Source organism: Mesorhizobium sp. WSM2561, assembly GCF_000513915.1.
Lineage (GTDB): Bacteria > Pseudomonadota > Alphaproteobacteria > Rhizobiales > Rhizobiaceae > Mesorhizobium > Mesorhizobium muleiense.
In genome coordinates this window covers 1-2,681 of sequence record NZ_AZUX01000102.1, presented here as the reverse complement: position 1 = coordinate 2,681, position 2,681 = coordinate 1, and the positions used below count along the sequence as shown (strand labels likewise).

The 2,681-nt window shown below is 59.7% G+C and carries 3 protein-coding genes; 1 reads left to right on the top strand and 2 read right to left on the bottom strand.

The window, feature by feature from the left end:
- The first annotated feature begins 237 nt into the window (after positions 1–237).
- Positions 238–1,056 (top strand): serine protease, encoded by an 819-nt coding sequence (locus M727_RS38725; RefSeq protein WP_198032749.1) that lies wholly within the window; start codon positions 238–240, stop codon positions 1,054–1,056.
- On the opposite strand, the gene M727_RS41170 is transcribed toward M727_RS38725, so the two are convergent.
- Positions 1,025–1,459, bottom strand: coding sequence for a DUF1403 family protein (locus tag M727_RS41170; protein WP_348627203.1), 435 nt, complete (start codon positions 1,457–1,459; stop codon positions 1,025–1,027). The two genes, M727_RS38725 and M727_RS41170, sit on opposite strands and share 32 nt — an antisense overlap.
- Entirely contained in the window at positions 1,353–1,655 is a 303-nt protein-coding gene (locus tag M727_RS44130; protein ID WP_027156021.1) for a DUF1403 family protein, read from the bottom strand. Before M727_RS44130 ends, M727_RS41170 begins: the two co-directional genes overlap by 107 nt.
- Positions 1,656–2,681 lie beyond the last annotated feature (1,026 nt).

The window sequence follows — 2,681 nt, the reverse complement described above, 5'->3', positions numbered from 1 at the left end:
TTGAAGGCCCGAGGTGAGGCTGTGATGGGTGAGGCTATGCTCGTAGCTGCAGCCGCCAAAGCTGAAGGCACTAAAATATAGTCGCTTGTGCATGCGCAGCAGTAGATCCGACATCAGTTGTTGCTGCTCCTGGCCGAAGTGCCACGATGGCAAGGATGAGGGCCTATGTTAGTATTTCAACCTGCCCCTACGGCACTCGGCCGTACATATGTAAAGCCAAATAGTACGAGGAAACTGATGCGACCAATCACCCGTCCTACCCTGTGCGCGCTCGCTATCTTTGTTGGTGGACAACACGCCCATGCTCGAGAGGTAACGTGCCCGTCACCGCCGAAGCCTACGATTTCTTTGCAAATCGTGGATGGCGAGCCGACCAAGATCGGACAGCATCCTTGGCAGGTCGCACTCCATGTTAACGGGGAGTTCTGGTGCGGTGGATCGGCGATCGCAAAGCGATGGATCGTCACAGCGGCGCACTGTTTGGCGGGTGTAACAGACGACGTAAAGGTCGAGGTCAAGGTAGGCGCTGAAAATTACGATGATGGCGTTTCGTTCGAGGCAAAGAATTTTGTTGTTCACGAAGACTTTGACCCGAAGACATGTGAACATGACGTGGCGCTGGTGCGGGTGGACAGTACGCAACCCGCAGCAGTCATCCCCCTTGCTACCGCCAGTACGCAAATTGCTATTGGCGAGAACCTTACTGTGACGGGTTGGGGAGACACGCAAGAACGCGAAGAAACACAACTATCAAACCAGCTCCTAAAGGGCACCGTCCCGTACGTAGACAACGAAACGTGCAATCGTCCGGAGTCATATAATGGGGAGATCTTTGCTGGGATGATCTGCGCCGGAAGCGCCAGCGGCGGGACCGATTCTTGCCAAGGGGACAGTGGAGGTCCTCTGACCAAAGGCAATAACCCACAGAACGCCATCTTGGTTGGAATTGTATCCACTGGGGAGGGTTGCGGACGGGCCCTGAAGTACGGTGTGTATACGCGCGTGTCGTCTGAGCGCGAGTGGATCATGAATGTGATGGCAAAATTCGGTGACTGAGGCGGCGAGTCGGGATGCGTGCGGGATGGAAAGTTGACGTTGCCGCGTCTAGCTGCCGGTCAGCATCCCGACCGCGCCTTCGGTGTTGGCCAGTTGTCGAAGCGAATCGGCCAGATCGCTCGCCCGCGTCGTCTTGCGCCAGGCCAAAATCGTCCAGCAACTCGGCCAGCTCCGCAGGCTCGGCCGCCAGACGCCGCCAGGCGAGGAGCAATAGCCCGGCGGGACCGGGATTTGTTGGTCTCGGGGGCAAAAAATCGCTGGGGCGGGTCAGCAGCACGGCGTCGCGAAGTATTGATTTATCTTCGACGCGCGCAGCCTCCCGCGCCGCTTGAGCGGCTGCAGCGAGCGCCAGCCGCTGCCGCCAGGCGCCGGCCCAGCGCTCTTGCCGGCGCAACCAGCGCATCGAGACTGCCGATGGCGGCGCCGGCGGCGATCGCGACGTCCTCAAAACTTTTTGCAACAAGGCTTTGCGCGTCGGGAACGGCCCGGCGCAGCCAGCCCGGCACCACGACCGGCGCAGCCGGGGTGGTGCCGGGCAGCTTGCCGCGCGGGGTGCGGGCGCTTTCGGGCGAAGAATCATGCCCGACACGATGACCCACGACGTTTTTGCTAATGAACTTAGGCCGCAAGTGCCGAGCCTGTCGCCAGCATTTTATGCCGGTAAGGCGACATTTCCATCACTACAAGGTCTTGTTGCATGAATATGAAGTTGTATATCTTTCAATTACCGCTCATATCGCGGATCAATACGACACTCCCATCGGTCCCGCACGCTAGGAATGGCTCAAACGCCCGAAATGTTACTTTTGTAATAGAACTTTCTCCGCGCTATTCCGAACGATGCGCCAACCCACAGCTCCGGTGTTCCCCGGGCCGGTCCTGCCTTCGACGCACTGAGCAACCGGCAAGGCGTGCTTGCGGCCGCCTTTGCGGAGCGCAATGACCTCGCCTCCCCTATGCCATCCATGCAGCTCGAGCGGGGAATGTGAAATTTCAGTCCTTCAGATAGGCGGCCCGGCGAATCGGACTTTCCGGAATGCCCAGCACGGGAAGCCCCAGTAGTCGCGCATGGGATCCAGATCATTTTGACCGGAGGGCACAGGCTCAATTGAGAGCTCTGTCCGCAGGGCTATGCATAGATCGGGGGCGCCCACCATTTCCGACCGGCTGTCGCACCGCAGACAGTTACCGATCCCTCGCCTCCGCCAATTGCAGGTTCGAAAGTCGCCCACGACCAAGAGGCGGCAGCACCCCAAGCGAATTTTGCCCTGGGCGGTTTCAATGACGTCGTTACCCGCCGTAGCTGAGGGCGGCGCCTCGCCGCGGCCCTCAGCATATCATTGCCGTTCTGCTGCAGGGTGGCGGAATGCCTCGCCGACTGGTCCGGTGCTGGCGCGGTGCAGACCGCGATACAGCGAGTAGATGCGCAGTCCAGTCTGGAGTCGCTGGCGTTATCAGGGGGATAGGTCAGGGAAACCCAGCCTCCTGCGTAGCCGGTGCGGAACAACGTGGTGAAGAAGTAGGTAAACTAACGGCCTGGCAGGGGAACTGCACCACCTTGCCACGTGGGCGCGAATATTGTGCCGTCGCAATGGCCTCGATCAACAAATCCAGGGCCGCACGGG